This is a genomic window from Azospirillum sp. Marseille-Q6669, from assembly GCF_965111635.1.
Genome location: NZ_CBCOOP010000003.1, coordinates 688,294 through 713,901, shown reverse-complemented (window position 1 = coordinate 713,901; position 25,608 = coordinate 688,294). Strand labels below are relative to the sequence as shown.

The following is a 25,608-nucleotide window of genomic DNA, read 5'->3' as shown; positions in this document are numbered from 1 at the left end:
CTCCGATGACAGCCACAACCGCCTCCCTCATCGACCGGATGCCCGCCTGCCGCGGACGGCTGACCGCCGCGGCACCGCTGGCGAACGTCACCTGGTTCCGCGTCGGCGGACCGGCGGAGGTCATGTTCCGTCCGGAGGACGCCGACGATCTGGCCGGCTTCCTGGCCGGACTGCCGGACGACGTGCCGGTGACGGTGCTCGGCGTCGCCTCCAACCTGCTGATCCGCGACGGCGGCATCCCCGGCGTGGTGATCCGGCTGGGCCGCGGCTTCGCCGGCATCGCGGCGGACGGGCTGACTCTGGAGGCCGGGGCCGCGGCGCTCGACCTGAACGTCGCCGCGGTGGCGCGCGACGCCGGCGTCGCCGGGCTGGAATTCCTGTCGGGCATCCCCGGCACCATCGGCGGCGCGCTGCGGATGAACGGCGGCGCCTACGGCCACGAGATCAAGGACGTGCTGGTCTCCGCCCAGGGCGTGACCCGCCGCGGCGAACGCGTGTCCTACGACAACACCGGCATGGGCTTCACCTACCGCCACGCCGGGGTGCCGGAGGACGTCATCTTCACCGGCGCCACCCTGCGCGGCACAGTCGGCGACCCGGCGGCGATCGCGCAGCGCATGGCGGAGATTTCCGACCAGCGCGCCGACACCCAGCCGGTCCGCTCGCGCACCGGCGGCTCGACCTTCAAGAACCCGCCCGGCCACAAGGCGTGGGAGTTGATCGACAAGGCCGGCTGCCGCGGGCTGACCATCGGCGGCGCGCAGGTGTCGGAGAAGCACTGCAACTTCCTCATCAACCAGGGCACCGCCACCGCGGCGGAGCTGGAGGCGCTGGGCGAAGAGGTCCGGCGCCGGGTGTTCGAGACCTCCGGCGTCACGCTGGAGTGGGAAATCAAGCGGGTCGGCGTGGCCCGCGAAGGAGCGTCCGCATGACCACCCCCCACAAGAAGCATGTCGCCGTCCTGATGGGCGGCTGGTCGGCGGAGCGCGAGGTGTCGCTGGTCAGCGGCGCCGGCGTCGCCAAGGCGCTGGAGGAGGAAGGCTACCGCGTCACCGCGGTGGACGTGCAGCGCGACCTGGAGGGGCTGCTGCGCGCGCTGACCGACCCGCGCCCCGACGCGGTCTTCAACGCCCTGCACGGGCGCGGTGGCGAGGACGGGACGATCCAGGGCGTCCTGGAATTCCTCGGCATCCCCTACACCCATTCCGGCGTGCGCGCCGCCGCGGTCGCCATGGACAAGGCGATGACCAAGGCGCTGCTCGCCCCGGTCGGCGTGCGCTCGCCCAAGGGGCTCGTCCTCACCAAGGGCGAGCTGACCGGCGGTGCTCACCCGATGCCCGCCCCCTACATCGTCAAGCCGGTGGACGAGGGTTCGACCGTCGGGGTCACGCTGGTGCGCGAGGGGCAGAACAGCCCGGTCGGCGACGCCTGGACCTTCGGCGAGCGCGCCCTGGTCGAGGAGTTCATCCCGGGCCGCGAGCTGACCGTGGGCGTCATGGGCGGGCTGGACGGCGAGTGCCGCCCCCTGACCGTGACGGAGATCCGTTTCGAAGCACAGGTGTATGACTACACGGCTAAATACAGCGCCGGTCATGCCGTTCATACTGTGCCCGCGCAGATTCCCGAGAACGTCGCGGAAGAAGCCAAGAGGTTGGCGGTCCTGGCCCACCGAACCCTGGGGTGCCGCGGCGTTTCGCGCAGCGACTTCCGCTGGGACGATCGTAAAAGTGGGACGGACGGACTCTTTTTCCTGGAAATCAACAACCAGCCGGGCATGACGCCGCTGTCGCTGGTTCCCGAACAGGCCGCTGCCGTGGGGCTCACCTACGGGGCTCTCGTCGCTTGGATGGTGGAGAACGCCGCATGTCAACTCGACTGAGCATCGATCCGCAGTTCCGCGCCGGTTTCGGGGGCTCTGCGAACCGGGCCCGCGACGACATGCCCGTGCCGCCGCGCGCCATGGCGAAGTCGGCCCAGAAAGGCAACCGCCGCCGCGCCTGGCCGCGCTGGACCCGTCCCGCGGTCAAGGCGGCCATTCTGCTGACGCCGGTCCTGGTCGTCGCCGGCATGGCCGTGTCGGCGTGGCAGCGCGGCACCTTCGCCGAGACCACCGCGGCGTTGCAGGAAAGCCTGATCCAGACCAGCGCGTCCGCCGGCTTCGCCATCGCCGACGTTCTGGTCGAGGGCCGCACCGAGACCGACCCGGCGTCCATCCTGCGCGTGCTTGGCGTGCAGCGCGGCGACCCGATCCTCGCCGTCACGCTGTCCGACGCCAAGGAGAAGCTGGAAAGCCTGCCCTGGGTCGCCTCGGCCTCCATCGAGCGCCACCTGCCCGGCATCCTGTTCGTCCGCCTGACGGAACGGGAGCCGATGGCGATCTGGCAGCACGACCGCAAGTTCACCGTCATCGACCGCGAAGGCCGCCCGCTGGCCGACGCGACCGAGCTGGCGCGGCGCGGCAACCGGCGGATCGAGACACTGCCGCAGGTCGTCGGCGCCAACGCGCCGATGCAGGTGCCGAAGCTGCTCGCGGCCCTCGACAACGTGCCGGCTCTGCGCGACAAGGTGAGCGCCGCCTCCTGGGTCGGCGACCGCCGCTGGGACCTTAAGCTGAAGAACGGTGTCGTGGTGAAACTGCCGGAAGCCCGCATGCCGTCCGCGCTGCGCCAGTTGGCGGAGATGGACGCGACGGGACAGGTCCTCGACCGCGACATCGTGGCCATCGACCTGCGCCAGAACGACCGCGCCGTGCTTCAGACCTCCGCCACCGCCGTCCTGCCCTGGACGGAGGAGGACAACAAGAAGAAGCCGGGCAAGAAGACGTGATCCTCCGCCACACCTCCTCCTGAACCCCTTTTCTGAAACGCGGACGACCGGACGCATCGAGGCCATAGGGTTGTGCTGAACATGGGCTTCAACGGGGCGAAAAAGCCAAAACGAGCCACCCGCGGCGGGATCATCGCCGCGCTGGACGTTGGCTCGACCAAGGTGTGCTGCCTCATCGCCCGCGTCGAGGATGCGGGGGCCGTGCGCATCGTGGGGATCGGCCACCAGATCGCCACGGGCGTCCGCGCCGGCGCCATCATCGACATGGAAGCGGCGGAGACCTCCATCGGCGCCGCCGTCCACGCGGCCGAGCAGATGGCCAACGAGACGATCCGCGACGTGATCGTCAACGTGTCCTCCCCGATCTCCCACGGCTTCAACGCCGAGGTCCCCGTTTCCGGCCAGGAGGTGACGGAGAGCGACGTCCGCCGCGCGCTGGCCCACGCCCGCAGCCTGCAGGTCGGCCCGGACCAGGCGCTGGTCCACGCGATCCCCGTGGGCTTCGCGCTGGACGGCAGCCGCGGCATCCGCGACCCCAAGGGCATGTACGGCGAGCGGCTGGGCGTCCAGGCCCACGTCATCACCTCGCCCGCCGGGGCGGTGCGCAACCTGCAGACCTGCGTGGCCCGCTGCCATCTCGACATCGAGGGTCTGGTCGCCAGCCCCTACGCGTCCGGCCTCGCCTGTCTGGTCGACGACGAGATGGAGATGGGCTCCGCCTGCATCGACATGGGCGGCGGCACCACGACGATCTCGGTCTTCTCCGAAGGCACGCTGGTCTGGTCGGACTGCATCCGGCTGGGCGGCAACCACGTCACCAACGACATCGCGCGCGGGCTGACCACGCCCGTCGTCCATGCGGAGCGCATGAAGACGCTGCACGGCAGCGCCATCACCAGCCCCGCCGACGAGCGCGAGATGATCGACGTCCCCCAGGTCGGCGAGGAGGAGCGCCTCGGCGCCAACAACCTGCCGAAATCCTATCTGGTGCGCATCATCCAGCCGCGGCTGGAGGAAATCTTCGAGCATGTCCGCTCGCGGCTGGAGCATTCCGGCTACGCGAAGCTGGTCGGCCGGCGCGTCGTCCTGACGGGCGGCGCCAGCCAACTTCCGGGCATGCGCGAGCTGGCGCAGCTGATCCTGGACAAACAGGTCCGCATCGGGCGACCGACGCGGATCACCGGTCTGAACGAGGCGCAAGGCGGTCCGTCCTACGCGACCGCCGCGGGCCTCCTTCTCCACGCCGTGCGCAATCCGGCGGAACTTCCCGTGGCGGGCCATGAGGCTGGTGCCGGCACGGGGTTCTTCGGGCGTGTCGGCCTGTGGCTGCGGGAGAACCTATGACCCACCGGACATGGTTCCCGGCCCCAAAAAGGCTCCCGCAGCACCACCGCATTCCTGCCTAAAAACACCACCCGGACCCAACCGGGCAAAGAACCCGCGACGCAAAGCATCGAACCAATCAAAAGGTTGTGGAGGCCATAACATGATCAACGTGACCATCCCCAGCATCGAGCCCGAACTGAAGCCCCGCATCACCGTCTTCGGTGTCGGCGGCGCCGGCGGCAACGCCGTGAACAACATGATCAAGTCCAACCTGGAAGGCGTGGACTTTGTCGTGGGCAACACCGACGCGCAGGCCCTGAAGGGCTCGCTCTGCGAGAAGCGCGTCCAGCTCGGCACCACCATGACCCGCGGCCTGGGCGCCGGCTCCAAGCCGGACGTCGGCCGCGCCTCCGCCGAGGAGCAGCTCGAGGAGATCATCGGTCACCTCGAAGGCGCCAACATGGTGTTCATCACCGCCGGCATGGGCGGCGGCACCGGCACGGGCGCTGCCCCGGTCATCGCCCGCGCGGCCCGCGAGCGCGGCCTGCTGACCGTCGGCGTGGTGACCAAGCCCTTCCATTTCGAGGGCGCGCACCGCATGCGGCTGGCCGAATCGGGCATCGCCGAGCTGCAGCAGTATGTCGACACGCTGATCATCATCCCGAACCAGAACCTGTTCCGCATCGCCAACGAGAAGACGACCTTCGCGGACGCCTTCAAGATGGCCGACGATGTTCTGCATTCCGGCGTGCGCGGCGTGACCGACCTGATGGTGATGCCCGGCCTCATCAACCTGGACTTCGCCGACATCCGCTCGGTCATGACCGAGATGGGCAAGGCGATGATGGGCACCGGCGAGGCCGGCGGCGAGCGCCGCGCCATCGAGGCCGCGGAGGCCGCCATCTCCAACCCGCTGCTCGACGACGTGTCGATGAAGGGTGCCCGCGGCGTCCTCATCAACATCACCGGCGGCTACGACATGACCCTGTTCGAGGTCGACGAGGCGGCGAACCGCGTCCGTGACGAAGTCGATCCGGACGCCAACATCATCTTCGGCTCGACCTTCGACAGCTCGCTGGACGGCGTGATGCGCGTGTCGGTGGTCGCCACCGGCATCGACGCCGCGGCCATGTCCAACCCGCGCACCCTGCACCCGGTCAACCTGTCGCTGGTCTCCGACCGCAACGGCGGCAATGGCGGCGCCAAGAAGCCCGCCGGCGCGGCCGGCCTGACCCAGGCCGCCCCGGCGCCGCTCGCCTCCCCCGGTCAGCTCGCCCCGGCGATCCCCGGCGCCGGTCTGGCCCCGCGCCCGATGGGCGGGGTCGCGCAGCCCCAGGTCCAGCAGCCGCATCCGTCGGAGTTCCAGCAGCACGTTCCGGTCCAGCAGCCGGCGCCGCAGCCGGTCCAGCAGCCCATGGACCCGATGGTTCAGCACGCCCCGCAGCATGCGCCCCACCCGCACATGCCGATGGGCCATGACGGCATGCAGCCGGTGGAAACCGCCCCGGCCCGCAACGTCGCCACCGGTCCGCTGCACAGCGAGCGCCGCGACGGCCACTTCATCGCCCCGAAGGCCGCCGATCCCGGCCCGCGCCAGTCCTCGGTCCCGATGTCGAGCCAGCTCGCCGCCGCCGCCCAGGCTGAGCCGCCGGCCCGCAAGCCGAACTTCCTGTTCGGTCTGGTAACCGGTCTGGCCGGCCGCAAGGCCGAACCGGCTCCCCAGCCGGCCCCGCAGCATCAGCCGCAGCAGCACCATCAGCCCCAGCATCACCAGCCGCAACACCAGCAGCCGCAACACCAGCAGCCGATGATGCCGCAGCCGCCGATGGCCGCCCCGCAGCAGCCGATGGCCCAGCCCCCGCGCCCGCAGGCGATGGGCGACGGCACCACCCAGAAGATCGACGAGGAAGCGCTGGACATCCCCGCCTTCCTGCGCCGTCAGGCCAACTGACGCGTCACCGAGGCTGGCCCAATTGATCTGAGGGCAACAGCAACCCGCCGGTCGCCGCCGCCTCTTTCGAAGCGGCATCGGCGGGCATCCACAACCTGTTAGACTTCAACCGCCTCCAGAGCTTCGCAAGAACGCTCCGGGGGCGGTCTTTTCGTGTCTGGGGAGCGCCCTGGTTTGCGCCCGGCGACGGTGCTCTACCGTCCTGCAACAAACGGTAACAAAGAGTGATTTGTCGTCCACAGGGGGCAGTGATACCTAGCATATGCGGTCATAAGCGCTGACCCGCCCCTCCCAAGGGAGACCGGCGGCAAGTCGCGGACCGATCGCACCAAGACCAAGATTGAAACGGGACAGACACCGTGGCTCAGAATCGCATCAAGACCGAAGGCATGCTGCAGCGTACCCTGGCCAAGCCGGTGCGTTGCTCGGGCGTCGGGCTGCATACGGGCGCGACGGTCACCCTGACGATTTCCCCGGCCGAGCCGAACACCGGCATCGTCTTCCGGCGCACCGATCTCAGCGGCCCCGCCGCGGTGATCCCGGCGCGCTGGGACCATGTGGTCGACACCAAGCTGTGCACGGTCATCGGCAACGCCCACGGCACCACCATCGGCACCATTGAGCACCTGATGTCGGCGCTGGCCGGCTGCGGCGTGGACAACGCCGTGGTCGCGCTGGACAACATCGAGGTGCCGATCATGGACGGCAGCGCCGCCCCCTTCGTGGAGGCCATCGAGCGCGTCGGCACCGTGTCGCAGAACGCGCCCCGCCGGGCCATCCGCATCCTGAAGCCGGTCACCGTGACCGAGGGCAACAAGAGCGCCACCTTCACGCCGGACCACACGACGGGCTTCAGCTTCGAGATCGACTTCGCCAGCAAGGCGATCGCCCAGCAGAGCCACGAGATGGAGCTGGACGCCGAGACCTTCCGTGACGAGATCAGCGCTGCCCGCACCTTCGGCTTCCTGCACGAGGTCGAGGGGCTGCGCAAGATGGGCCTCGCCCGCGGCGGTTCGCTGGACAACGCGGTGGTCATCTCCGGTGACGAAGTGATGAACGAGGGCGGCCTGCGCTTCGACGACGAGTTCGTCCGCCACAAGATCCTCGACGCGGTCGGCGACCTCTATCTGGCCGGCGCGATGTTCGTCGGTCATTTCCATGGTGTCCGGTCCGGCCACGCCCTGAACAACCAGCTGCTGCGCGCTCTGTTCGCCGACGCCAGCGCCTGGTGCTACGAGACCCCGCCGAGCACGGCTCTGCCGGGCGCCGTCTGGCACGCGACCGAGCGGCTGGCCGTCGCCTGAGACGCGCCTCACAGCGTCGCGTTGCCCCTGCCCTCCCCTTCCGGGGAGGGCATTTTCGTTTTGCGCCCCCTCCCCTCTCGGGTTCGCGCGAGGCGAGGCACACGCACACTCCCCTCCCCTTCCGGGAGTGAAAGGATATGATTTCTGCGCCGTTTTCCCAGAATCACAATAAAATTGAATTATATCAATATTTTATGTTGTGTTTTTGAGACTTCGGCTGAGGTGGCTTCGTCGAAATCCCCTCTCCCGGGGCGGGAGAGGGGACATGAGACAACTCACTGCTCCGCGGCGTAGGCGCCGAAGCGGGTGTCTTCCTTCAGGATGTGCTTGCCCAACCAGTCGGCACAGAATTCGAACACCTCGTTGCCGGTGATGGTGTCGCGCTGGGCGTGGAAACGTTCGCGGTAGGATTCGACGTTGCGCGTCAGGGTGTCGTGCAGAGCCTTGTGTGCGGCGAAGGTCGGGTAATTGGTCTGGGCCATGTGCGCTTCTTCGCGCGCGAAATGATCCTTGGTGTAGTGGATCAGTTCGTCCAGGATCGCTTCGACGACATCAGGAGAGTCGCGGTTTTCGCACGCACCCAGCTTGTTGACGATGTCCACGAGAACACGATGATCCTCATCGAGTTCTTCGATGCCGACGCTCATCCAGCGCGACCATTGAATGGAGTCCATAGCGATCCCCCGTCTCATTTTTCTTATGGTGCTTCTCCCCTTTATGGAACCGGCGGCGAGGGGCGTCAACGCGGCACTCAGCCGCGCCGCCCCTCCCCTTCCGCCCCCCGGGCCACCCGGCGATCAGCCGGCGATCAGCTCGGCCCACTCCTGCTCGCTGAGGATGGTCACGCCCAGGTCGCGCGCCTTGGCGGCCTTGCTGCCCGCGTCCGCTCCGCAGATGACGTAATCGGTCTTGGCCGAGACCGAGCCGGCGACCTTGGCCCCCAGCGACTCCGCGCGGGTCTTCGCCTCGGTGCGGGTCATGGTCTCCAGCGTGCCGGTGAAGACCACCGTCTTGCCGGCGACCGGGGAGCCGCCGGCCGCCTTCGGGCGCTCGGCATCGGCCACCCGCACGCCTGCGGCGCGCAGGTTGTCGATGATGGCGCGGTTGCGCTCCTCCTGGAAGAAGCCGGCCAGTTCCTCCGCAGCGACCTCGCCCACGTCGGGGATGGCGACCAGTTCGCCCCAGCCGGGGCCGGGCTGCGCGTCGACGGCGGCGAGCATTGCCGCCTTCCAGTCCGCCAGCGCGCCGTAGCGCTCGGCCAGAGCCTGGGCGGCGCGGCTGTCCACCTTCTTGATGCCCAGCAGCTTGATGACGCTGTCCAGCCGCAACGCCTCCTGGCCGGCGTAGAAATCCAGCTTCGGCAGATTCTCCGGGTCGGCGAACCAGGCGAGCAGAGCGTCGGCCTTCACCGGGCCGAGGCCGTTCAAAGCGTGCAGGTCGCGCCACGCCTCCCCCGGCATGTTGGCGACGGCGCGCTCCATCCCCTCCAGCCAGCCGTCGATCGAGCCGTAATGGCGGGCCAGCGACTTGGCCGTCACCTCGCCGATGTGGCGGATGCCCAGCGCGAAGATGAAGCGGTGCAGGTCGATGCGCTCGCGCCGCTGGTTGATCGCGGCGAACAGGTTCTCGACCGACTTCTCCTTCCAGCCCGGACGGCCGAGGATGGCGATCTCCCCCGCCGCCACCCGGCGCTCCAGCGTGAAGATGTCCACGGGGGAGCGGATCAGCCCGTCCTCCCAGAACTCCTCGATGGTCTTCTCGCCCAGCCCTTCGATGTCGAAGGCGTTGCGCGACACGAAATGGCGCAGCCGCTCCTTGGCCTGGGCGGCGCAGATCAGGCCGCCGGTGCAGCGGCGCACCGCCTCGTCCGGTTCGCGCACGGCGAGGCTGCCGCAGACCGGACAATGGTCGGGGAAGACATAGGGCACGGCATCGGCGGGGCGCTGCCCCTCCACCACCCCGACGATCTGCGGGATCACGTCGCCGGCCCGCTGGACGGTCACCAGATCGCCGATGCGGACATCCTTGCGGGCGATCTCGTCCTCGTTGTGCAAGGTGGCGCGGCTGACCACCACGCCGCCGACGGTGATGTCCTCCAGCTCGGCCACCGGGGTCAGAGCGCCGGTGCGGCCGACCTGGATGGTGATGCCCTTCAACCGGGTCTGCGCCTGCTCGGCCGGGAATTTGTGGGCGATGGCCCAGCGCGGCGCTCGGCTGACGAAGCCCAGCCGTTGCTGAAGCTCCAGGCTGTTGACCTTGTAGACCACCCCGTCGATGTCGAAGGGAAGCGCCGAGCGCTCCTCGCCGATCTTGCGGTAGTGGGTCAGCAGGGCCTCGGCGCCGTCGCACAGGTTGGCCGGACGGTTCAGCGAGAAGCCCCAGCCGCGCAGCCGCTCGCGGATGCCCCATTGGGTGTCGGCGATCGGCTCCGACAGCTCGCCCAGCGCGTAGCCGAAGAAGCAGAGCGGGCGCGATGCGGTGATCCTCGAATCCTTCTGGCGCAGCGACCCGGCGGCGGCGTTGCGCGGGTTGGCGAACAGGTCCTCCCCCCGCTCCGCGTAGGCGCGGTTCATGCCCAAAAAGTCGTCGCGGTTCATGTAGACCTCGCCGCGCACCTCCAGCACCTCGGGGAACGGCGCCTCCAGGGTCTGCGGCACATCCTTGATGGTGCGGACGTTGGCGGTCACGTCCTCGCCCTCCGTCCCGTCGCCGCGTGTGGCGGCCAGGACCAGCCGGCCGTTTTCGTAGCGGAGCGAGCAGGACAGCCCGTCGATCTTCGGCTCGGCCACGAACTCCAGCGGGGCGTCGTCGGACAGGCCGAGGAAGCGGCGGACGCGGGCGACGAACTCGTGCGCCTCCTCCGGCTCGAAGGCGTTGCCGAGCGACAGCATGGGCAGCGCGTGCCGCACCTTGCGGAAAGCCGCCGCCGGGGTCGCGCCGACGCGCAGCGACGGCGAATCGGCCCGGCGCAGCTCCGGATAACGCGCCTCGATCCCGTTGTTGCGGCGGACCAGCGCGTCGTAGGCAGCGTCGGAAATCTCCGGCTTGTCCTGCTGGTGATAGAGCCGGTCGTGGTGGGCGATCTCCTGGGCCAGCGCGGCCAGTTCCGCCTGCGCCTGCTCCACCGTCAGCTCCTCCACGGGGATGCTGCGGAGCGCGGCGGGGGTATCGAACAGGTCGTTCATGGCGGGTCTCTTCGGTGCCTTCTCATGAGGATGACGCTGGAGGACGGCGCTGGATCGGCGGGCGCCGCCGGGGGCGCAGCATAGCGCCGCGGGGGCGTGCCGTGGAGTCCGGCCTTGAGCCGGTCTGGCATTCGGCTCCGGCCGCGCCAACCTTGAAACCGCGGACCTTGAGCAGACCTGGAAAGGTGCGGGGACGCGAGGGTTGCGTGTATGATGAACCGGCGCCCGTGAACGGATGTGCTGCATGAACGAGCCGACCAGCCGTGCGACCGCCGGCAGCCTGACCATCGACGATCGATTCGTCATCGCCGCGGCGCTTGACCGCATCCTGTACGACGATCCCGACCATTTCGCGACGGAGGACGCGCGCCTGCTGCGCCGCATGATCCCGCGCACCCGGTCCCCCTGGCTGCGGCTGGGTTTCCGGGCGGAAAGCCAGGGGCCGTCCATGTCGGGCCGGGCCGCCGGCGTGGGCGACGTGAAGATGGACGGCGACAAGAAGGTGGTCGAGGGCGGCGTGGGCGAGGCTCCGGTCTGGCGCTGCGGCCAGTACAAGATCTCCAACCACGGCGACGACCTGGAGATCTGGCAGGTGATGAGCGACGAGTTCGCCGAGGAGCCGAAGGGCGCCCGCCTGGAATACGGCGCCACGGGCACGCCGGAACGCCTAACCTTCTTTCAGCCCCGCGACCTGGAGTTGCGCATTCCTTTCACTGGCATCGCGATCGGGCTTCGTCTGGGCGGCTGGCAGCCTTGGAAGAGCGCCGCCTGAGACCGGCATAGACCTGCGCTTGGTTGTCGCATACCAGAGTATTAAAACGTTCCGGCAGTGAACAGCCAGACGGCGGGCAAACGTTTCCTCGCGGCATCTTTGCGAAGATTTCCAGCAACTTGATAATCTGCCTTATTTCCTATAACTCCGGCAAAAGACGGGCATGGGAAATTATGTGATTCCCCTGGTTTTCTCTTTTTATCTCCGGGAACTCGATTAATTTAATATTTTACAGAACCGCAATAAAGCATGAAACCAATCGTTAAAATTGTCATGTCCATGATGCCCGCATGGTGATAGCCGAGCGGTGATCAGCCGGGAGGAGCCCCGGCCCAGCCGCAGCTCAACGCTTGCCAACCAAGAACAAAGAGACGAACACCATGGACAGTGGCATTCAAGGCGGCATTCAAGGCAGCGTTCAGGAACGCCTCTCCTTTCTGCGGATTGGCGGTGAGACGGCCCCGCTTCTGAAGGAAGCCTGGAGCATCGCCGAACCGCACCTGCCCGTCATTCTCAAAGACTTCTACGACCACCTTCTCGCCATTCCCGAACTCCGGAAGATCCTGGATGGGAAATCCGTCGCGCGATTGAAGGACGCCCAGGTCAATCACTGGCGACATCTGTTTTCCGGCAGCTTCGACGACGTCTACCTGACGCGCGTGAAGGCGGTGGGCCAAGCGCATTACCGCATCGGCCTGCACCCGCGCTGGTATTTCGGAGCCTACCGGCTGGTCATGGGACGGCTGGGCGGGCTGATCGGCGAGCGGCACCGCCGCGATGCGCCGCGCGCCATGAGGATCATGGGGGCGGTGGAAACCGCGATCTTCCTCGACCTTGACCTATCCTTCGACGCCTATAGCACCGCCGTGATGACCATGACCAACCGGATGCTGGTCGAACTGGCGGAGAATTTCCGAGACACGGTGCAGGGCGCCATTGATAGCGTCGGCCAGTCTGCGGCGGCGGTCAACGCGGCGACCGGCGCGGTGCGCGGCATCGCCCAGGACACCGGCGTGCGCACGGAGCATCTGACCGGCGCGGTTTCCGGCACCGCCAGCAACGCCCGCGCCATCGCCGCCGCCGCCGAGGAACTGACCGCCACCAACCACAGCGTGGTGTCGCGCATGGAGAGCGCCTTCTCCATCGTCAACGAGGCGCAGGCCGCCACACAGCGCTCCACCGAGGCGGTCACCGCGCTGGCCGGCATCGCCGGGCGGATCGGCGGGACGCTGAAGCTGATCAACGCCATCGCCAACCAGACCAACCTGCTGGCTCTGAACGCCACCATCGAAGCGGCCCGCGCCGGCGAGGCCGGGCGCGGATTCTCCGTGGTGGCGGCGGAGGTCAAGGTGCTCGCCAAGCAGACCGCCGGAGCCACGGAGGACATCACCCGCCTGCTTCAGGAGATCGACGGCGCGACGGGCCGGACCCGCGACGAGATCGCCGGAATTGGCTCAGTGGTTGGAGCGTTGCGCGCCCATTCGCAGGACGTGCTGTCTATCATGGGCCAGCAGAACGAGGCGACACGGGAAATCGCCCAGAACATTCACGAGGCCAGCCAGTCCGCCGAACGGATGTCCGACGAGGCCGGGCACCTCGCCGACGGCGCACGGTCGGTCAGGGCGTCGGTCGAGGACGCCTTCCACACCACCGCCCAATTGAGCGGGATGGCGGAGGAACTGCGCGCCGCGCTGGACAAGTTCCTGTCGCACATGATGTCCCTGCGCGTGGCGGCGTGACCGGACGGGGGCGTTTCCACCCCTCGTCCTGATGACACGGCTCAGGGCGCCGTCGCTCAGGCCGCGTCGAACGGATGCAGCGGGTCGAGGTGATGATCCGTCGGCGCGGCGTGGGCGTGGAAATCCCCCGACAGGCCGAGATCCGCCATAGACGGCGCCGTGTCCGCATGGACCGGCGCCGCGGCCTCCAGCCCCTGGGCGACGAGGTGCTGCCACACCGTGTCCTGCCCGTCCGCCGACAGGGCGGAGGCTACGGCACCACTTCCCGAGGCGGTTCCGGAAGACGGGAACCAGGACTTGTCGGCGTCAACGACCAGCGTGCCGTTCCACCACAGGCCGGCCTGCCCCTTGACCACGTCCTTGCCGTCGAGTGCGCCCTTGTCATAGGTGACGTTCGACGCCGTCGGCGCGACGGCGTGGCCGTTGATGGTGAGTTTGTTGACGAACAGCGAGCGGTCCTGCCCATTCACCACGGCGTCGTTGTCGTACTGGACCTGGACCTTGTGCGCCTGATCGGCGGTCAGGTTGGTGGCGAAGGTGAAGTCCTTGCCCGCCGTGCCGACCGTGGCGCCGCCGATGGCCTTGCCGTCCACCAGCAGGTTGAAGTGAGCGTTCACCCCGCCCGCCGCGGCGCCGGAGGCGTTGACCGTGATGGTCGTGTTGGCGGGCACCGCCACAACCGGAGAATTCTGGGCCGGGAAATCCTTGGCCGGAGCATCGACCACCAGCGTGCCGCCCCACCACATCGACGACTGGCCCTTGACCACGTCCTTGCCGTCGAGAGCGCCCTTGTCATAGGTGACGTTGGCGGCGGTCGGGCTGTGGGCGGTGCCGTTGATGGTGACCTTGTTGACGAACAGGTTGCGGTCCTGGCCGTTCACGAAGCCGTCGTTGTCGTACTGGACCTGCACCTTGTGGGCCTGGTCGGCGGTCAGGTTGGCGGTGAAGCTGTAGTCCTTGGCCGCTGAATCCACCGTGGCCTGCCCCACCGTCTTGCCGTCCACCAGCAGCTTGAAATGGGCGTTGACCCCGCCGGCTGGCGCGCCGGAGGCGTTGACGGTGATCGTCGTGGCGCTCTGCGCCGTGGAGACCGGGGCGGACTGGGCGATCTTGGCGAGCAGGGCATCGGTGTCCAGCTCGAAATAGCCGGCGGTGCCCATGGCCTTGCCGGTGCTGCGGACGAGATCGAGGAACTCCCCCTGGGTCAGCCGGGTGCCGGTCTGTTCCACCCACGCCTGCTGCGCCTTCGCCACTGCCGCGGTGACCGCCGGGGCGGCGAAGGAGGAGCCGTTGGCCGTGTAGGTGACGCCCGACAGATTGGTGATGCGCACGTCGGTGCCGTCGGCGCAGACGTCGGTCAGGGTCGGGCTGCGCTGCGCCCAGGACGGGAAGGCTCCGTCGCCGGTGGAAGCCGAGACGCAGATCTGGTTCACGTCGGCCGAGTAGCTGGAGACGCTCTGCGACGCCCCGCCGTCGCCGCTGTTGCCGGCGGCGGCCACGGTCAGCACGCGCTTGGCGGTCAGCGCCGCCAGCTCGTCGGAGATCGAGGTGGTGGCCGCGGTCGTCTGCGCGCCGCCGCCCAGCGACAGGTTCACCGCCGTGATGTTGTAGGCGTCGGCGTTGGCGACGACCCATTGCAGGGCCTTCTCGATGTTGGCCTCGCTGGCGCCGCTGCCGTCGTCGGGCATGACCTTCAGCGCGATGATGCCGACGTCGGGCGCGTTCTCCAGGATCTCCGCGGTGACCAGGGCGCCGTGCGTGTTCGCGTTGGCGACCATGACATCGTTGTCGTTTCCGTAGAAGTCATGCTGGTAGACCAGCTGGCCCGTGTTCCAGGCGGAGGACAGGCCACTGTCGATCACAACGACGTTGCCGGCGGAAGCGGAGCTGTTCGACATCTTGCCAACCTTGTTCGTTCTTGGGCGAACGGCGCCCGGTTACCGGACGCGCTAGGCTGGACTATGCGTGTTTTGCTGTGGCCGCCGTATGACCGCTGCGGGCGATTGCTGTGACCTGAACGGAGGATTCAGCCCTCCCCCCTCTGGGGAGAGGGTGGCCCGAAGGGCCGGTAAGGGGGATGCGCTTCTTGGGAAGCTATCCCCGCCCGGCGATCAGGCTGTCGGCGGCGGCGCGGGCCTCGGCGGTGACGGTGGCGCCGGACAGCATGCGGGCGATCTCCTCGCGGCGGTCGTCGCCGTCCAGCTCGACCACGCCGGTCGTCACCTGCTCGCCCTTCACCGACTTCTGCACCTTGAGGTGGATGGAGCCGCGGGCGGCGACCTGCGGGCTGTGAGTGACGACAAGCACCTGGAGCCCCTGCCCGAGCGTCTTCAGACGCTCGCCCACCGCGGCGGCGACGGCGCCGCCGATGCCGGTGTCCACCTCGTCGAACACCAGCGTGCCGACGGTCGAGGTCTGGGCCAGCACCACCTTCAGCGCCAGCATGAAGCGCGCCAGCTCGCCGCCGGAGGCGATCTTGTTCAGCGCGCCGGGGGGCGAGCCGGGGTTGGTGGCGACCTGGAAGGCCACGCGGTCCATGCCCGACGCCGTCCAGTCCGACTCGTCGGCCAGCGGCTCGACCAGCGTGCGGAACTTCGCCTTTTCCAGCTTCAGCGGGGCAAGTTCGGCGGCGACCGCCGTGTCCAGGCGGCCGGCGGCCTGCTGGCGCTCACGGCTCAGCGACTCGGCGGCCTTGCGGTAGGCGTCGCGGGCGACCTCGGCCTCGCGGGCGAGGCGGGCCAGCAGATCGCCCTGGTCCTCGATCAGCAGCAGCCGGTCGGCCATGTCCTTGCGCAGGGGGGCCAGGGCGTCCACGTCCACCCCGTGCTTGCGGGCGGCGGCACGCAGGGCGAACAGCCGCTCCTCCAGCTTCTCCAGAGCCTGCGGGTCCATGTCCACGTCGGAGGACACGGCCTGGAGACCGGCGATCGCCTCCCCCGCCTCGGTCGCGGCGCGGTCCAGGGCGGCGATCACCGGGTCGAGCTTGCCGGCGGCCTTGTCGGCGATGCGGCTCAGTGTGCGGATGGCCGAGGACAGGGCGCGTTCCACCCCCCGGTCGCCCGACAGCTCCCCATAGGCGGCGTTCAGGGCGTCGACCAGCTTCTCCCGGTGCATCAGCACGGCGCGGGTCTCGGCCAGCTCCTCTTCCTCGCCTTGCTTCGGGGCAAGGGCATCCAGCTCGGCCACGGCGTGGCGGAGATACTCCTCCTCCGAACGGGCGCGGGCGATCTCGGCGGCGGCGTTGGCGCGCGCGTCCTCGACCTGCCTCCACGCCCGGTGGGCGGCGGCGACCTGGGCGGCATGGCCGGACAGCCCGGCGTAGGCGTCCAGCACGCCGCGGTGGGTTTGCGGATTCAGCAGGCCGTGGGTGTCGAACTGGCCGTGAACCTCGACCAGCTCCTCGCCCAGCCGCTTCAGCAGGCCGACGCCGACCGCCTGATCGTTGACCCAGGCGCGGCTGCGCCCGTCGGCGCTGACGGTGCGGCGGACGACCAGCCGCTCCTCGGGATCGAGCCCCTGCTCCCTGAGGATGGCGAGCGCCGGGTGGTCGCCGGACAGGTCGAACTCCGCCGTCACCGACGCCTGATCGGCGCCATGGCGGACAAGGCCCGAATCGGCCCGCGCACCGAGCGCCAATCCCAGCGCGTCGAGCAGGATCGACTTACCCGCACCGGTCTCGCCGGTGAGGACGCACAGACCCTTGCGGAAGCCCAGCCCCAGCCGTTCGATCAGGACGACGTCCCGGATCGTCAGCGACGCCAGCATGGATCGTCCTAGAACAGGGAGCTCCAGGCTCTGCTGATCCAGGACTTCTCGTTTCGCTCCGGACGCACGTTGGCGTCCACCAGCAGTGCGTAGCTGTCCGTGTACCATTCGCTGCCGGGGAAGTTGTGGCCGAGCACGGCGGCGGCGGTCTTCGCCTCGTCCGTGATTCCCAACGCCAGATAGCACTCCACCAACCGGTGCAGCGCCTCAGGGACGTGGGAGGTGGTCTGGTAGTTTTCAATCACCGTGCGGAACCGGCCGATGGCGGCGGTGTACTGACCCTGCTTCAGATAGAACCGCCCGACCTCCATCTCCTTGCCGGCGAGATGGTCGTTGGTCAGGTCGATCTTGATCTTGGCGTCGCGGGCGTACTGGCTGTCCGGGAAGCGGCGCACGACCTCCGACAGCGCGTCGAGCGCCAGACGGGTCATGCGCTGGTCGCGGCGGACGTCGGTGATCTGCTCGTAATAGGACAGCGCCCGCATGTAGTAGGCGTAGGAGACGTCGGGGCTGCCCGGATGAAGCTGGATGTAACGGTCGAGCGCCAGGATCGCGTCGTCGTACTTCAGATCCTGGTAATGGGCGTAGGCCGCCATGATCTGCGCCTTGCCCGCCCATTCGGAATAGGGGTGCTGGCGCTCCACCTCGTCATAGAGCTTGGCGGCGACCTTGAACCGCTCTTCCCGCATCGCGGCGTCGGCCTCTTGGTAGATCTGCTCGGCCGGACGCTCGACATACTGGTCCTCGGGTTTGGTCGAGGAGCAGGCGGTCAGGGCGGAAGCCAGGAGGAGGGCCGCAAGCGGCAGACGGGAAAAACGGCAGGGCATGGTCGTCGCGATGCTTTCGAAGTTGGCCCTATATAGCACGCCGGGGCGCGGGGGCGGCAAGCCGCTTCGGCGAACAAATTTCGAACCTCGCCGTCACGGTGCGACCCGACGTTCGGCGCGGAGGGCCGGAATGGACGGCGATCAGCCGAACTGATCAGCCAAAGAGGGCGTCGATGTCGGCCTGGCTGATGTTGCCCATCTCCTGATGGTCGGCCGGGCCGTGCAGCTCCAGCGTCTCGTCCATCTTGGTGACGGTGGGCGGCAGCGGCATCGCCTCGAACTCGCGCTTGTTCCAGTGGCTCATCATCGCGTCGACGCGCTCTTCGATGAAGGACAGGGCGCGGACGACCTTGGTGATGCGCTGGCCGGTCAGGTCCTGGAAGTTGCAGGCCTCGTAGATGCGGACGATCACGTCGTTCATGTCGTTGACGCGGTCGGCGTGGTAGCCCTCCGGCAGCGACGACTTCAGTTCGTGAACGACCTCCTCCAGCTCCTCGGCACAGGCCATGATGGTGTTGGTCGCGGCCTCGGTCGCCGAGACGACGGCGTTCAGTTCCTGCGACGCCTGCACGAACTTGTCGTCGCCGGCCAGCGGGTGGCGGATCGCCGCCATCTCCACCTTGGTGGCCTTGATCCGGCCCGAGATGTCGGCGATCTCGACCTGGATCTGGTCGATCTGCTGGGCGTCCATGGTCAGGAAGCGGTCGAGCTTCGCGCCAAGATCGCCGATGGCGCGGATGACGTCGCTGTTGTCCACGATGACCGGACCGGACGGCAGCGACGCCAGCGCCGGCGCCAGGGCAGAGGCGTCATCCACCACCGCCTGATAGGGATTGCCGGTCCGGCGGGCCTTCTGAAGCTCCGCCATGAAGGGTTTCGAGAGATTCCTCATGCGGGCTGCGCCTCTTTCCGAAGGGACGTCCGGGGCATCCGCGCACGCCGGCCCGTCTGGTCAGGATTGCCCGCTAAGGCCGGCATCGGCCCGGCGGGCGACGATCGTCATAACAAACTTCATGTCCCAATTCGCCCGCCGATTGGAGCGGCGGCAACTCTTCACAAATCCGACGCCGAACCGTCTTGTCGACCGTGAGGTCAGCCGAACAGAGCGTCGATGGCCGCCTGATCCAGCGGCGTCGGAGGCTCGTCCGCCGCGGGCGACGGGGCGGCCGCCGGCTTGGCCGCCGGCTTCGGGGCGGGCTTTGCCGCCGAGGCCGGCTTCGGCACCGGCTTCTTGGCGGCGGGGGCCGCAGCCGCAGCCGGAGCGGGTGCCGGCGGAGCCGCGGCCGGAGCGGGAGCCGGACTGTCGAACAGGCTGTCGATATCGGCTTGGCTGGCCTTCGCCGGGGCAGCCGGTGCCGGTGCCGGGCTGTCGAACAGGCTGTCGATGTCGGCCTGACTCGCCTTGGCTCCGGCCTGGGCCGCCTGGGCGGGAGCGGGCGCCGGTTCGGGCGGCGGCGGAGGGGGAACCGCCATCGCCGGGCTGTCGAACATGCTGTCCACGTCGGCCTGGCTGACGCCGAGGCCGTCGAGCTGGGGACCGTTCAGCAGATGGGAATCCGGCCGGGTGTCCGTGTTCTCAGGCGCGATCTGGAGGCCGGCGAGTTTCTCGACGCCCCAGATGTTGATCATCGCGTTGACGCGCTGCTCGATGTAGCGGAGCGCGTTGACCACCTTGCTGGTGCGCTGGCCGGTCAGGTCCTGGAACGAGCAGGCGGTGAAGATGTTCGTCACCTCCCCCTCGATCTCGGAGCACAGGCCGGGGTCGGCGCCGTCCGCCTTCAGCTTGCCCGACAGGTCCATCAGCCGCTCGGCGGCGTTCAGGATCTCGAAGGACGCGCGTTCGGTCGAGATGACGATGGCGTCCAGCTCGTTGGTCGCCGACATGATCTTGTCGCCGCCGGCGTCGGGCGGACGCAGGGCCGCGACCTCGCGCCGCGCCTGCTCAATGGAGGCCGCCATCTCCATCAGCTCCAGCCGCAGCACCTCGACGTGCTTGGAGGCTTCCACCGCCTCGCTCTGCTGATGCCAGGAGCTGCGGAACTCCAGCAGCATGTTGCGCACCTCCTCCGCCGCGGCCCCATGGGCCCGGCGGTGGAAGCGGCGCAGGAAGGCTCGCCCCTTGGTCGTGCGGGCGATCGCTTCCTCGATCTGGTCGAACTCTTCCTCGGAAAGCTGCGGAAGCTGATCCAACCCAACCACTCCTTACCCGCCGATGACGGCCTGGATCTTCTGCTTCAGGGTATCGGCGTTGAAAGGCTTGACGATGTAGTTGTTCACACCGGCCTGCTTGGCGGCGATCACGTTCTCGGTCTTGCTTTCGGCGGTGACCATGATGAACGGGGTCGAGGCGAGCTTGGCGTCGGCGCGGATCTCCTTGAGGAGCTGCAGGCCGGTCATCGGTTCCATGTTCCAGTCGGAAATGATGAGGCCGAACTTGCTCTCGCGCAGCTTCTGCAGGGCCGAGACGCCGTCGCCGGCCTCGTCGATGTCCGTGTAGCCGATCTGGGTCAGGAGGTTCCGCACGATGCGCCGCATGGTGGCGTAGTCATCGACGACAAGGATCTTCATCTACGCGTCTCCGCATTCTTCCGTTGCTAGGCCCCGGCCCGGCGTTCAGCCCGCCCGGCGCGGCATGGCGTGCGCCGAGGTCGGGCTGGTCCGACTGTGATGCCTTAAGTCTGCCGAAAAGTCATCCCTCACGGCCACACTGACGTACGCCCGTAAATATCGGGTTACCAAGACCGCCGAATTTGCGCCTCGCCCCGATGCGATGAGGCATCGCTCCAAGGCACGGATACGCGTCCGGCGGCGGTCCGATCAGACATACCCCTGCGCCGGGTGGGGACCTTGCCAGATTTCACAGGCGAACGCACGGGCTGATTCTCGCTCCACACACCCCCGCCAGCAACGGTCCACCCTGGGCCATTTCCCTCAAACGATGATCGGAGAGGTCGCCTGCCTCAACCAATGCGACACTTCCACATCTCCCTCACCCGCGAGCCGCGGCTCCAGCGCCTCGCGCACCTGTGTGTGGTAGGCGTTCAGCCAACCGATCTCTGCCTGGGTCAGCAGCGCCGGCTCGACCAGATTGCGGTCGATGGGGGCCAGGGTCAGCACCTCGAACCCCAGCATGGGCCGCTCCGCCATGGGCAGGTCGAGCGGCTGGACGACGATCAGGTTCTCGATGCGGATGCCATAGGCGCCGGTCTTGTAGTAGCCGGGCTCGTTGGACAGGATCATGCCGGGCTGCAGCGCCACGCTGTTCGGCACCTTGGAGATCCGCTGCGGCCCCTCATGCACCGAGAGGTAGCTGCCCACCCCGTGGCCGGTGCCGTGGTCGTAGTCGAGCCCCAGCGACCACAGCGGCAGGCGGGCCAGCGTGTCGAGCTGCGATCCGGTGGTGCCGCGCGGGAATCGCGCCGTGCTGACGGCGATGTGCCCCTTGAGGACCAGCGTGAAACGCTCGCGCATCTCCGGAGTCGGCGCGCCGATGGCGATGGTGCGCGTCACGTCGGTGGTGCCGTCTTGATACTGGGCGCCGCTGTCCAGCAGGAACAGGTTGCCCGGCTCCAGCCGGCGGGCGGTCGCTTCCGACACCCGGTAATGGACGATGGCGCCGTTCGGCCCGGCCCCGGAGATCGTGTCGAAGCTGAGGCCGCGGAAGCGGTCGTTGGCGCGGCGGAAGGCCAGCAGCTGGTCGGCTGCCGCGATCTCCGTCACAGTGCCCGAAGGCGCCTCCTGCGACAGCCAGTGCAGGAAGCGGACGAGCGCCGCGCCGTCGCGGATGTGGGCGGCGCGGGTACCGGCCAGCTCTGCCTCGTTCTTGCAGGCCTTGGGCAGGGCACAGGGATCGGGGTCGCGCTCCAGCTTGGCGCCGGCCATGTGCAGCCGGTCGAAGATCCAGGCTGAGGTGCTGGCCGGGTCGGCCATCACCTTGCGCCCCTCGCGCCCCAGGCCGTCGAGCGCGGCCCCCAGTTCGTCCGGGGCGCGCACGGCGACCTGGTTGCCGAGATGGGCCTCGACGCCCGGCGCCAGCTTGCGACGGTCGATGAACAGGTCCACCTGCGCGTCGTCCTTCAGGATCGCGAAGGACAGCGGCAGCGGCGTGCAGGGCACGTCCGCTCCGCGCAGGTTGAGCAACCACGCGATGGAGTCGGGCTGGGTCAACACCACGGCGCCGATTCCGTTGCGCGTCAGGTCACCGGCAATGCGGGCACGCTTGTCGGCGGCGCTCTCCCCGGCGAAGACAAGGTCCTGGGCGACCACCGCGGCCAGCGGGGGCGGCGGCTGGTCCGTCCACACCCGGTCCACCGGGTTGTCCGGGCAGGGCACCAGCGACAGGCCGATGCGCTCCAGCTGCTGGCGGGTGCGCTCCACCCAGCCGGCGGTGTGCAGCCACGGATCATAGCCGAGCCGTCCCCCGCGCGGCAGCGCCTCTCCCGCCCATTCGGTCAGCGGATCGTCGACCAGATGCCGGTATTCGTAGAGATCGCCCGACACCTCCGTCTGGACCTGGAGAGTGTAGCGCCCATCCACGAAGATGGCGGCGCGCTGCCGTCCCACGATGGCATGGCCGGCCGATCCGGTGAAGCCGGTCAGCCAGGCAAGGCGCTGGGCGCGCGGCGGCACATACTCGCCCTGATGCTCGTCGCCGCGTGGCACGATGAAGCCGTCGAGGTCAGCGCGCGCCAGCACGCCGCGCAGGGCGGCGATGCGGGCGGCGTAATCCGGCACCGCAGTGGGACGGCTATCGGCGATTTCGGCCTTCAGGGCGCGGAGCTGCCCGGCGAGATCCTCTGGGAACCGCACCCCGACCAGAACCATCCAGCCGTCGGGGTCTTCCCCCTCCGGCGCGGCGAGCACCCCGGCGACGAGGCTGCGAATGTCCGCGGGGGTTTGAGGCAGGCCCGCTTGGGCCAGAAGCTGCGCCAGGGTTTCGTCGCCGCGGTAAGCGCTGGACACGGGGGCTGATCCTCATCCGGTGAAGCCGTCCGCGACAGGCTAGGCAGGGACGCCCCACCGCGCAAGCGCGGGAAAGGGCATAGCCGCGCGAAGGCCCCGGCGGGACGCCTTACAGCCCCGAATCGTCGGGCAGGCCCAGCCGCTCCAGGACGCGCTTGCGGGCGAGGCCGCGGTCGACGTCGGGAACGTGCAGCAGGCCGCCGATGCGGCGCAGCAGGTTGGCCTCGAGGTCGTTCAACTCGCCGTCGGCGTAGGCGACCTCCCACAGCATCTCGATGATCCACAACCGCTTGTCCGGCGGGCAATGGTCGTTGATCACCGTGACGTAGCGGTAGTAGGGCGAGGCACCCTCCGTGTCGAAGACGGCGGCGGACAGCAGGTCCTGCGCTTCCTCCTCGCTCAGGTGGAAGTGGCGGCGGGTGACGTCGAGGATGCGCTCGCGCTCCGCCTGGGAAATGGTGTTGTCGGTGCGTGCGGCCTCGACCAGAAGGGCGGCGGCGGCGGCCTCCAGCCTGTGGCGGTCGTCGCCGGGGTCGTTCTCCTGGAACAGCGCCCTGATCCGGTTCAGCATCGGTCCTCCGCGGGTCGTCCATATATCCGGAAGACATTGGCGACGGGAGGACCGAAATCCAGGGGCTTCAGCCCTTTACGGCCTTCCGCTTCGGGCGCTTCACCACAAGGGTGGTCCATTCGCCGACCGGGATGCGCGCGACCAGATGAAGGCCCTGCGTGCGGTGCGCCTGGATGACGTGGCGCTCCTGCCGGTTCAGCAGGCCGGCCAGAACGGCCACGCCGCCGCGCTGCAGATGGCGCTTCAGTTTCGGCGCCATGCGGGCCAGCGGGCGGGCCAGGATGTTGGCGGTGATCAGGCGGTAGGGCTTGTGCTTGCCCACGATGGCGGTGTGGTAGCCGTCGCCGCCCTGCGAGCGGATGCGGGCCTTCACCCCGTTGAGCGCGGCATTGACGCGGGTGACGCGCACCGCCTCCGGGTCGATGTCCACGGCGGTGACCGGCACCCGCCAGCGCTTGGTCACCGCCAGCGCCAGGATGCCCGAGCCGCAGCCCATGTCGAGCGCCCCGCCCCGGCCGCGGCGCGGCAGGCTCATCCGGCGGGCCAGCCGGTCCAGCGCCATCAGACAGCCTTTGGTGGACCCATGCTCGCCCGTGCCGAAGGCGGTGGCGGCGTCGACCAGCAGCGGGATGCTGCCCGCCGGGACGATGCCCTCATGATGGGAGCCATGGACGAAGAAGCGCCCGGCCTGGATCGGCGGGAAGCCTTGATAGCTGTGCGACACCCAATCGATGAGCGGCAACTCCTCGACGATCAGCTTCGGCTCGGGGATGCCCATGGCCTCCGCCAGGACGGCGACGCGGGCGTTCAGCCGCGGCTCGTCCGGCTGCCCGTAGACCGTCGCCTCGACCAGCCAGTCGCCGTGCTCCTCCAGCTCGAAGGTGGACACCGCGTCGGCATGATCGCCAATCGCCTCGGCGAACGCGGGGGCGTGGGCTTCGGGAATGACGAGCGCGATGCGCCAGAGCTTGGAGGAGGACATGGGGAAGGTCGCCGATGATGGGGTGGTCGTTGTCTGGTGGGAGACTTAACCACAGAGACGCCGAGACACAAAGATTTCCTGCGGCCGGACGCACGGCTCCATCGCCGCACAGGGTTGCCGCATTCGGAAGCGGGCTGGCCAGAATGGATCGACCGCAGGGTGCGACGTTTTGGCCGACGAAAACGCGGCACGGGCCTGCCACCACTTTTCTTACCACTTTTGAGCGGGCACACTGTACCCGGGGATCAGCGGACCAGGGATCCGCAAGTGGCTGTTTTGTGGGTGCAGGGGGAGACGGGCTTGATGCAGCGTGCTTGCAAAGCGGCCAGGGCATGGATGACCGCGCTGGTGGCGGTTTCGGGAGCGGCGATGGTGTCGGGCTGCGCGCTCGATCCGGTCGGGCTGGCGATCGGAGCGGCAGGCTCGGCGTCTGGATCGGAGGCGTCGATGACGGCCGATGTCGCGTCCGCCTATCGGGGGACGGATTGCCCGACGCTGGCGGCGTTGCTGAAAGCCTACAACGACCCGCTGCCCACTCTGAGCGGCAGCGAACGCCAAGCGCAGATGATCCACATCACCGCGGTGCGGCAGCTCATGGCGGAGCAGCGCTGCCCGGCGGAGGGCACCGCGGCGGCGGCGAATGCGGGCTCCGCTCCGGCGGCGGCGCGCGAACCGCAGGGGGCGATGGGGGCGGCCGTGAGCCCGTTGACCGCCCAGCTGGCGCAGGCGGTGGGGCTGGAGGTGCCGCGCGGCCTGGTGGTGACGGCGCTGATGCCGGGCAAGGCGGCCGAACTGTCGGGCATCCGCGGGGGTGACGTGATCCTGGAGGTGCGCGGCGTTGCGGTGGACGATGCGGTGCAGATGCGCCGCGTGCTGGGCGCGGTGCCCAGCGGGCAGAGCGTGCTGGTGAAGCTGTGGCGCGCCCGCGAGTTGCGCGAGTTGATCGTCGGCCCCATCACCAGCACCACCCCGGCCCTGCCGCCGGGCGCGGTGTACGCCGAGGCGCCGGTCCTGCCCGCCGCGCCGGTGCGGGAGCGCTTCTGCGTGGCCCAGGTGATCGGTTCGGGCCTGTTCGCGAGCGGCGTGCACTCGCCGCTGTTCACGGTGCGCAACGACGGCAGCGAGGCGGAAAGCGCCAAGCTGACGGCAGCCTTTTTGGAGGCGGCGCGGAAGGCTCAACCCGGATACTGGCTGGCGCCGCACCCGCGGCCGACCTGCACCCGGGATTCGAAGGTCTGCACGTCGGCCAACGCCGACTCCGACGTGCTGATGATGATGTGCGAGACGGACCGCGGGAAGGGCGCGGAGATCTACGAAGCGCTGCGGCGGGAGCAGCCGCTGATCGAACTGGCCTGGTCGCCGTCGGCGCCGTGAGGCGAAGCCCCGGTCCGACCCGGC

General features: G+C 68.7%; 20 protein-coding genes. 9 read left to right on the top strand and 11 right to left on the bottom strand.

Features of this window, described 5'->3' with window-relative positions; all coding sequences use genetic code 11:
- The first annotated feature begins 5 nt into the window (after positions 1-5).
- The 6 genes from murB (at position 6) to lpxC (ending at position 7,407) form a co-directional block, all read left to right on the top strand.
- Positions 6-932 (top strand): UDP-N-acetylmuramate dehydrogenase, encoded by a 927-nt coding sequence (gene murB / locus ACWPXE_RS20670; protein WP_454019274.1) that lies wholly within the window; start codon positions 6-8, stop codon positions 930-932.
- Positions 929-1,879: a D-alanine--D-alanine ligase gene (locus ACWPXE_RS20665; RefSeq protein ID WP_454019273.1), complete on the top strand. Its 951-nt coding sequence runs from the start codon at positions 929-931 to the stop codon at positions 1,877-1,879. The genes murB and ACWPXE_RS20665 overlap by 4 nt, the downstream gene beginning before the upstream one ends.
- The gene (locus ACWPXE_RS20660) at positions 1,864-2,826 is read left to right on the top strand and encodes a cell division protein FtsQ/DivIB (RefSeq protein WP_454019272.1); all 963 of its coding nucleotides are present in this window, start codon (positions 1,864-1,866) and stop codon (positions 2,824-2,826) included. Before ACWPXE_RS20665 ends, ACWPXE_RS20660 begins: the two co-directional genes overlap by 16 nt.
- 81 nt (positions 2,827-2,907) lie before the next feature.
- Complete coding sequence (gene ftsA / locus ACWPXE_RS20655) at positions 2,908-4,170, top strand: cell division protein FtsA (protein WP_041811946.1); 1,263 nt, start codon at positions 2,908-2,910, stop codon at positions 4,168-4,170.
- Between the two features lie 142 nt (positions 4,171-4,312).
- Positions 4,313-6,103, top strand: a complete 1,791-nt coding sequence (gene ftsZ, locus ACWPXE_RS20650) for a cell division protein FtsZ (protein WP_454019271.1) — start codon at positions 4,313-4,315, stop codon at positions 6,101-6,103.
- A 359-nt stretch (positions 6,104-6,462) separates the two neighbouring features.
- Positions 6,463-7,407 carry a UDP-3-O-acyl-N-acetylglucosamine deacetylase gene (gene lpxC, locus ACWPXE_RS20645; protein WP_454019270.1) on the top strand — a complete coding sequence of 315 codons (945 nt, stop codon included), beginning with the start codon at positions 6,463-6,465 and terminating at the stop codon, positions 7,405-7,407.
- 275 nt (positions 7,408-7,682) lie between these two features.
- On the opposite strand, the gene ACWPXE_RS20640 is transcribed toward lpxC, so the two are convergent.
- The gene (locus tag ACWPXE_RS20640; RefSeq protein WP_454019269.1) at positions 7,683-8,081 is read right to left on the bottom strand and encodes a bacteriohemerythrin; all 399 of its coding nucleotides are present in this window, start codon (positions 8,079-8,081) and stop codon (positions 7,683-7,685) included.
- A 123-nt stretch (positions 8,082-8,204) separates the two neighbouring features.
- Positions 8,205-10,592 (bottom strand): NAD-dependent DNA ligase LigA, encoded by a 2,388-nt coding sequence (gene ligA / locus ACWPXE_RS20635; protein ID WP_454019268.1) that lies wholly within the window; start codon positions 10,590-10,592, stop codon positions 8,205-8,207.
- Between the two features lie 244 nt (positions 10,593-10,836).
- Between ligA and ACWPXE_RS20630 the strand changes: the two genes are divergently transcribed.
- Together ACWPXE_RS20630 and ACWPXE_RS20625 are read left to right on the top strand one after the other, a co-directional pair.
- Positions 10,837-11,364 carry a hypothetical protein gene (locus tag ACWPXE_RS20630; protein ID WP_237903051.1) on the top strand — a complete coding sequence of 176 codons (528 nt, stop codon included), beginning with the start codon at positions 10,837-10,839 and terminating at the stop codon, positions 11,362-11,364.
- Positions 11,365-11,744: 380 nt separating this feature from the next.
- Positions 11,745-13,103, top strand: coding sequence for a protoglobin domain-containing protein (locus ACWPXE_RS20625; RefSeq protein ID WP_454019267.1), 1,359 nt, complete (start codon positions 11,745-11,747; stop codon positions 13,101-13,103).
- Positions 13,104-13,159: 56 nt separating this feature from the next.
- On the opposite strand, the gene ACWPXE_RS20620 is transcribed toward ACWPXE_RS20625, so the two are convergent.
- The 9 genes from ACWPXE_RS20620 to ACWPXE_RS20580 all read right to left on the bottom strand — a co-directional run bounded on the left by ACWPXE_RS20620 (position 13,160) and on the right by ACWPXE_RS20580 (position 24,210).
- Entirely contained in the window at positions 13,160-15,001 is a 1,842-nt protein-coding gene (locus ACWPXE_RS20620) for a carbohydrate-binding domain-containing protein (RefSeq protein ID WP_454019266.1), read from the bottom strand.
- Between the two features lie 196 nt (positions 15,002-15,197).
- Positions 15,198-16,868 (bottom strand): DNA repair protein RecN, encoded by a 1,671-nt coding sequence (recN, locus tag ACWPXE_RS20615; RefSeq protein ID WP_454019265.1) that lies wholly within the window; start codon positions 16,866-16,868, stop codon positions 15,198-15,200.
- Between the two features lie 8 nt (positions 16,869-16,876).
- Positions 16,877-17,695, bottom strand: a complete 819-nt coding sequence (locus ACWPXE_RS20610) for an outer membrane protein assembly factor BamD (protein ID WP_014241237.1) — start codon at positions 17,693-17,695, stop codon at positions 16,877-16,879.
- 154 nt (positions 17,696-17,849) lie between these two features.
- Positions 17,850-18,587, bottom strand: coding sequence for a protein phosphatase CheZ (locus tag ACWPXE_RS20605; RefSeq protein ID WP_454019264.1), 738 nt, complete (start codon positions 18,585-18,587; stop codon positions 17,850-17,852).
- A gap of 200 nt (positions 18,588-18,787) precedes the next feature.
- Positions 18,788-19,894, bottom strand: a complete 1,107-nt coding sequence (locus tag ACWPXE_RS20600) for a protein phosphatase CheZ (RefSeq protein WP_454019263.1) — start codon at positions 19,892-19,894, stop codon at positions 18,788-18,790.
- 3 nt (positions 19,895-19,897) lie between these two features.
- A complete protein-coding gene (locus ACWPXE_RS20595) occupies positions 19,898-20,263 on the bottom strand; it encodes a chemotaxis response regulator CheY (RefSeq protein ID WP_014241240.1) in 366 nt (121 codons plus the stop codon).
- Between the two features lie 363 nt (positions 20,264-20,626).
- Complete coding sequence (locus ACWPXE_RS20590) at positions 20,627-22,657, bottom strand: aminopeptidase P family protein (RefSeq protein ID WP_454019262.1); 2,031 nt, start codon at positions 22,655-22,657, stop codon at positions 20,627-20,629.
- Positions 22,658-22,766: 109 nt separating this feature from the next.
- Positions 22,767-23,228, bottom strand: a complete 462-nt coding sequence (locus tag ACWPXE_RS20585; protein WP_014241242.1) for a tellurite resistance TerB family protein — start codon at positions 23,226-23,228, stop codon at positions 22,767-22,769.
- 67 nt (positions 23,229-23,295) lie between these two features.
- Positions 23,296-24,210 (bottom strand): 50S ribosomal protein L11 methyltransferase, encoded by a 915-nt coding sequence (locus ACWPXE_RS20580; RefSeq protein ID WP_145702678.1) that lies wholly within the window; start codon positions 24,208-24,210, stop codon positions 23,296-23,298.
- A gap of 303 nt (positions 24,211-24,513) precedes the next feature.
- Between ACWPXE_RS20580 and ACWPXE_RS20575 the strand changes: the two genes are divergently transcribed.
- Complete coding sequence (locus ACWPXE_RS20575) at positions 24,514-25,584, top strand: PDZ domain-containing protein (RefSeq protein ID WP_454019261.1); 1,071 nt, start codon at positions 24,514-24,516, stop codon at positions 25,582-25,584.
- Positions 25,585-25,608 lie beyond the last annotated feature (24 nt).